This window comes from Halochromatium sp., from assembly GCF_046541315.1.
Taxonomy (GTDB): Bacteria; Pseudomonadota; Gammaproteobacteria; order Chromatiales; family Chromatiaceae; genus Lamprobacter.
Genome location: NZ_JBKHDN010000176.1, coordinates 1 through 5,786, shown reverse-complemented (window position 1 = coordinate 5,786; position 5,786 = coordinate 1). Strand labels below are relative to the sequence as shown.

Below are 5,786 nucleotides of genomic sequence, written 5' to 3'. Positions count from 1 at the left end.
GCCAGTCTGGTATTGGCGGTACTGGCGCTGACCCTCGACGACCTGATCCCGCGCGAATGGCGGGTCGCCTCGCTCCCACTGATGACGCTGATGACCGTCGCCGTCATCGCGCTCTGGCTACTCTTGGCGGAACAACTCTGGCACCGCAGCCGCCGCTGAGAAGCCCTCGCTTCACCCTTCACGCTTCCAATGTCATCCTCATGACCGATCATTTCGACGCCTTCGATCTCGACGAGCCGCTGCAGCGCGCCATCGCCAACGCCGGCTGGCAACAGCCGACCCCGGTCCAACAGCGGGTGATCCCGGCCGTGCTCGAGGGGCGCGACCTGCTCGCCTCGGCCGCCACCGGTTCCGGCAAGACCGGCGCCTTCCTGCTGCCGATCCTGCAACGCCTCATCGAGACGCCGGCGCCCGATGGCGCGATCCGCGCGCTGGTGCTGGTGCCGACCCGCGAGCTGGCGCGCCAGATCCAGGCCGAGTTCCTGAGCCTGGGGAGCCGCACCCGGCTGACCGTCGCGGTCATCATCGGCGGCGAGGATCGCGGCCGCCAGGTCGCCGCGTTGCGCAAGAACCCGGACCTGGTCATCGCCACCCCCGGGCGATTGTTGGAGCATCTGCAGACCGGCGAGGCCGATCTCGGCGATCTCGGCTTCCTGGTGCTGGACGAGGCCGACCGCATGCTCGATCTCGGCTTCGCTGCCGATGTGCTCAGCATCATCGGCGCCAGCAACCCGGCGCGCCAATCGCTCCTGTTCTCGGCCACGCTCAAGCACGGCGGCCTGCGCCCGCTCACCGATCGGCTGCTGCGAAACCCGCAAGTCATCGAGATCGACGCCATCCGCAGTGCGCATCCGGACATTGCGCATCAGATCGTCCTCAGCGACGAACTCCCGCACAAACAGGCGCAGCTGCTCTGGCTGTTGCAGCATGAGGACTATGAGAAGGCGCTGGTGTTCACCAATACCCGCGCCCGCGCCGACGCCATCGGCGCCTTCCTGATCGGCGAGCAGGTGCGCGCTGCGGTGCTCCATGGCGAACTCGACCAGCGTGAGCGCAAGCGGGTCATGGGCCTGCTCGAGCGCGGCCAGGTCTCGGTGCTGGTCGCCTCCGATGTCGCCGCGCGCGGGTTGGACCTGACCGGCGTCGAGCGCGTCATCAACCTCGATGTGCCGCGCAGTGGCGAGGATTATTTGCATCGCACCGGGCGCACCGGCCGGGCGGGCAAGGCCGGCATCGCCATCTCGCTGGTCGCGGCGCCGGAATGGAACAAGATGGAGGCCATCGGCCGTTGGCTCGGCATCGCGGTCGAACGACGTCAGTTGCCCGGCCTCGAGGCCCGATTCCAGGGACCGAATCCGCAGCGCAAGGCGCGCGGCAAGACCGGCGGCAAGACCAGTGGCAGAACCAGCGCAGGAACGAGCAGCAAGGCCGGCACCCAGCCCGCCTCGCGCGCTGGCGCAACCAAAGGCGCGAGCAACGCCACCAAGCCGAAGCAGCGCCTGCGCGACCGCAAGAATATCGGCAAGCGCCGCCAGCCCAGCGCTGACAACCGCGACCCCGCCGAGCGCATCGACGCCGGCTTCGCCCCACCCAAGCGCCGCCGGCACGACGATGAGCGCTCCTGATGCGACGCGACTCAGCCAGTGGATACCGCGGAAGGTGGCTGAGTGGCGCGGGAAAAGACGCTCATCGCGGTCACCGTCGCCAAGATCAGCGCCATCCCGATCATCTGCGCAATGACGAGGCTCTCATGCAAAACCACAACGCCAAACAGCGAGGCGGTGACCGGCTCGACCATGGCCACGATGGAGGCCACGGCGGGCGCGGTCTGCCTCAGGCCGATGAGATAGAGCACAAACGACAAGCCCGCGCCCAGCACGCCGAGGGCCGCGAATAACGGCCAATCCGGGGTATTCAGCGCGACGACGGCCATGGTCTGATCGACATCGCCCGGGCGGATCAGGATGACGCCGACCAGGACGATGGCAAGCACCGCAAAGGCGATGGCGAGAATCGCCTGCGGACTCCCGTGCGGCGCCGCGTACTTGAAGCCGAAGATGAAGACCGCGTAAGACAGCCCGGCAAGCAGCCCGGCCCCCACGCCGATGGGCGTCACGCCGCTCGCGCCGATGTCGTAGATCTGGGTCAGCAAGCCGATGCCAAGCATGACCACCACGATCGCGGCAAATTTCAGCAGGGTTGGGCGCTCCAGCTTGAGGACGAACGACACCAGATAGACGAACACGGGCGCGCAGTACATCAATGTCGCCGCAACCGCCACGCTGCCCTGCGCGATGCTGACGAAATAGAACGCAAAGTTACCCGCAACGCCGAAACCGGCAATCGCCGACCAAAACCAGAGCCAGCGATTGGCCAGCCCGCTGCGGCGCGGACGCAGCGCGAGCCAGAGCAGGACACAGAGGAGTCCGATCGCGCCCCGATAGAAGGACACCACGAAGGCATCCCAGCCATCGGCCATCAGAATGCCGCCGATGCCGCCCGACAAGCCCCAGAAAAGCGCCGCCAGCGCCACGAACGCGATGTTCAGGTTCACCATCGTGCTCCTTGTTCAATGCGCCATGAAGACGCTTCGATCCGAGCCTCTCGATGCCGCGCTCGACGTAGCTGTCAAGTCCCGGGACCTGACATCTTAGGCAAAGCGCCGTACCTCCCCATCGCCGTCGATATTCTCCAGGCAACGCCCGCAGAGTTCGGGATGGGCGGCGTGGGTGCCGACATCGGCGCGGTGATGCCAGCAGCGTACGCATTTCGGCTGTTCGCTGGCGCGGATGCGCACCGCGAGCCCCGCGACATCGGTGTCCAATGCGTCCTCGGGCCGTTCGCCCAACGCATATACCCGTGCCTCGGAGGCGATGAGGACGAAGCGGAGTTCGTCGCCGAGACGGCTGAGCAGGGCTTGCAGTTCGGGTGAGCCGTAGAGATCGATCTCGGCATCGAGCGCGGCGCCGATCTGGCCCTGAGTCCGCGCGGCCTCGAGTTGGCGGCCGATGGCGGTGCGTACCGCGAGCACCTGCTCCCAGAACGCGCGGTCGAAGGCATCACCGGTATCGAGGGCGAATAGGCCGTCGTACCACACCGCAGTGAAGACGGTCGCCTCGCGCTCACCGGGCAGATGGCGCCAGATCTCCTCGGCGGTGAAGCTGAGGATCGGCGCCAGCCAGCGGCTCATCGCCTCGACGATGCGATACATCGCGGTCTGGCAGGAGCGCCGCGGCAGGCTGTCGGCGCCGGTGGTGTATTGGCGGTCCTTGATCACGTCCAGGTAGAAACCGCCCATGTCGACCACGCAGAAGTTGTGCAGCCGGTGCACGATCAGGTGGAACTGGTAGTCCTGATAGGCGCTGACGATCTCCTGCTGTAACTGGAGCGCCCGATCCACCGCCCAGCGATCGAGTTCGATCATCTCGGCGGCGGGAACCAGATGCGCGGCCGGATCGAAACCGTTGAGGTTCGCGAGCAGGAAACGCGCGGTGTTGCGGATGCGCCGATAGGCATCGGCGGTGCGCTTGAGGATCTCGTCGGAGACGCGCATCTCGCCGCGATAATCGGCACCGGCGACCCAGAGCCGGATGATGTCCGCGCCCAGGGTCTTCATCACCTCTTGCGGGCGCACCACGTTGCCCTTCGACTTGGACATCTTCTCGCCCTTCTCATCCACCGTGAAGCCGTGGGTGAGCACCGCGCGATAGGGCGCCTGGTCGTGCATCGCCACCGAGGTCAGCAGCGAGGATTGGAACCAGCCGCGATGTTGATCGGAGCCTTCGAGATAGAGATCGGCCGGGCGGCGCAGGCCGGCCCATTCGCCGGCTGTGACGCTAGCTGAGGCATCCGCTTGAGCACCAAACGGACCACTCGCTAGGGCATCGGACGAAGCACTCGATGGATCGCGAGCGAGGCGATGAGGCGAGGCGCTATCCGCGGCGCTCGCTGAGTCGCTAGCAGCCGAGTCAGCATCGGCGCCGCGATCAGTCCCGGCCGCGCCGCGATCGAGCACGCAGGCGTGGGTGACGCCGGAATCGAACCAGACATCCAGGGTGTCATGCACCTTCTCGTAGCGCGCGCCCTCTTCGTCGCCGAGCAGATCCTCCGGCCGCAGCTCGAACCAGGCATCGATGCCCGTCGCCTCGATGCGCTGAGCGACCTCCTCGATCAGCGCCTCGGTGCGCGGATGCGGCTCGCCGGTCTCCTTGTCGACGAACAGCGTGATCGGCACGCCCCAGGTGCGCTGGCGCGAGATGCACCAATCCGGGCGGTTGCGCACCATGCCGTCGATGCGCGACTGGCCCCAATCCGGCATCCAGCGGACGTTGCCGATCTCGCGCAGCGCGGCCTCGCGCAAGCCGGCCTGCTCCATGCTGATGAACCACTGCGGGGTGGCGCGGAAGATGACCGGGGTCTTATGCCGCCAGCAATGCGGATAGCTGTGCGTGAAGCGCTGCTCGCGCACCAGCGCCTGGTTCGCCTTCAGGGTCTCGATCACCTGCTGATTGGCATCGAAGACGTTCTCGCCGGCAAACAGCGGCGTGCCTTCGAGGAAACGCCCGTTGCCGCCGACGGGATTATCGACCGGCAGATCGTAGCGGCGACCGACGATGTAGTCCTCCAGACCATGGCCGGGCGCGGTGTGCACCGCGCCAGTACCGGCCTCGAGGGTGACATGCTCGCCGAGAATGACCGGCACCTGCCGTTCGTAGAACGGATGCATCAGCTCCAGCCCCGCGAAGGCGTCGCCACGGCCATAGGCGATGACCCGATAGTGCGCGATGTCCCAGCGGTCCATGGTGTCCTTGAGCAATCCCTCAGCGACCAGCAGCCGTTCGGCGCCGTTCGGGCCGTCCTCGGCCACCTGCACCAGCGCGTACTCGAGCGAGGGGTTCAGCGCCACGGCCTGGTTGGCCGGCAGGGTCCAAGGCGTGGTGGTCCAGATCACCACCGACATCGGGCCGCTGCCACCAGTGTCCGGCAGCGTATGACAGCGCGCCAGCAGGGCCTCGGGATCGATCACCGCAAAGCGCACGTCGATCGCGGTCGAGTCCTTGTCGGCATACTCGACCTCGGCCTCGGCCAGCGCCGAGCCGCAGTCGATGCACCAGTGCACCGGCTTGGAGCCCTTCTGCAGATGGCCGCGGCCGATGATGCGCCCGAGCGCGCGGACGATGTCGGCCTCGAAGCGCGGCGCCATGGTCAGATAGGGATGCGCCCAGTCGCCGAGCACGCCGAGGCGCTGGAAATCCGCGCGCTGGCCGTCGACCTGCTTACCGGCATAGTCGCGGCAGGCATGGCGAAATTGCGTCGCGCTGATCTTCTGCCCTGGCTTGCCCTGCTTGCGTTCCACCTGCAATTCGATCGGCAGGCCGTGGCAATCCCAGCCCGGCACATAGGGCGCGTCGAGCCCATCGAGGGTGCGCGATTTGACGATGATGTCCTTCAACACCTTGTTGACCGCATGGCCGATGTGGATCTCGCCGTTCGCATAGGGCGGGCCATCGTGCAGGATGAAGGTCTCGCCGCGCGCGCGCGCCTCGGCCCGCGCCGCGCGCACCAGGGCATAGACATCGATCGCCTGCCAGTGCTTGAGCATCTCGGGCTCGCGCTGAGCCAGGTTCGCCTTCATCGGAAAGCCGGTCTTCGGTAGGTTGAGGGTGTGCTTGTAGTCGGTCACTGCTTGAAAAACCCGTTGTGCGCGCGAGCGCTTCCAGTGAGCGCCCGGTCTGAAATCCTGTTGCAGGAGAGACTACCAGACTCGCCGATCTCTGGCGCTTGCC

3 protein-coding genes are annotated in these 5,786 nt (G+C 66.7%); 1 reads left to right on the top strand and 2 read right to left on the bottom strand.

Annotated elements, in window-relative coordinates; genetic code table 11:
- Positions 1-200: 200 nt before the first annotated feature.
- Positions 201-1,625, top strand: coding sequence for a DEAD/DEAH box helicase (locus ACLFQI_RS10890; protein ID WP_410759270.1), 1,425 nt, complete (start codon positions 201-203; stop codon positions 1,623-1,625).
- A gap of 11 nt (positions 1,626-1,636) precedes the next feature.
- Here the strand turns inward: ACLFQI_RS10890 and ACLFQI_RS10885 are convergent, their stop codons facing one another.
- The gene (locus tag ACLFQI_RS10885; protein ID WP_410759268.1) at positions 1,637-2,557 is read right to left on the bottom strand and encodes a DMT family transporter; all 921 of its coding nucleotides are present in this window, start codon (positions 2,555-2,557) and stop codon (positions 1,637-1,639) included.
- A gap of 93 nt (positions 2,558-2,650) precedes the next feature.
- Positions 2,651-5,683, bottom strand: a complete 3,033-nt coding sequence (locus tag ACLFQI_RS10880; protein WP_410759266.1) for an isoleucine--tRNA ligase — start codon at positions 5,681-5,683, stop codon at positions 2,651-2,653.
- Between the last annotated feature and the right edge of the window lie 103 nt (positions 5,684-5,786).

Excerpts from the sequence above, each read along its gene's own strand:
- ACLFQI_RS10890 (WP_410759270.1), top strand. The coding sequence starts at position 201 with ATGACCGATCATTTCGACGCCTTCGATCTCGACGAGCCGCTGCAGCGC.
- ACLFQI_RS10885 (WP_410759268.1), bottom strand. The coding sequence starts at position 2,557 with ATGGTGAACCTGAACATCGCGTTCGTGGCGCTGGCGGCGCTTTTCTGG.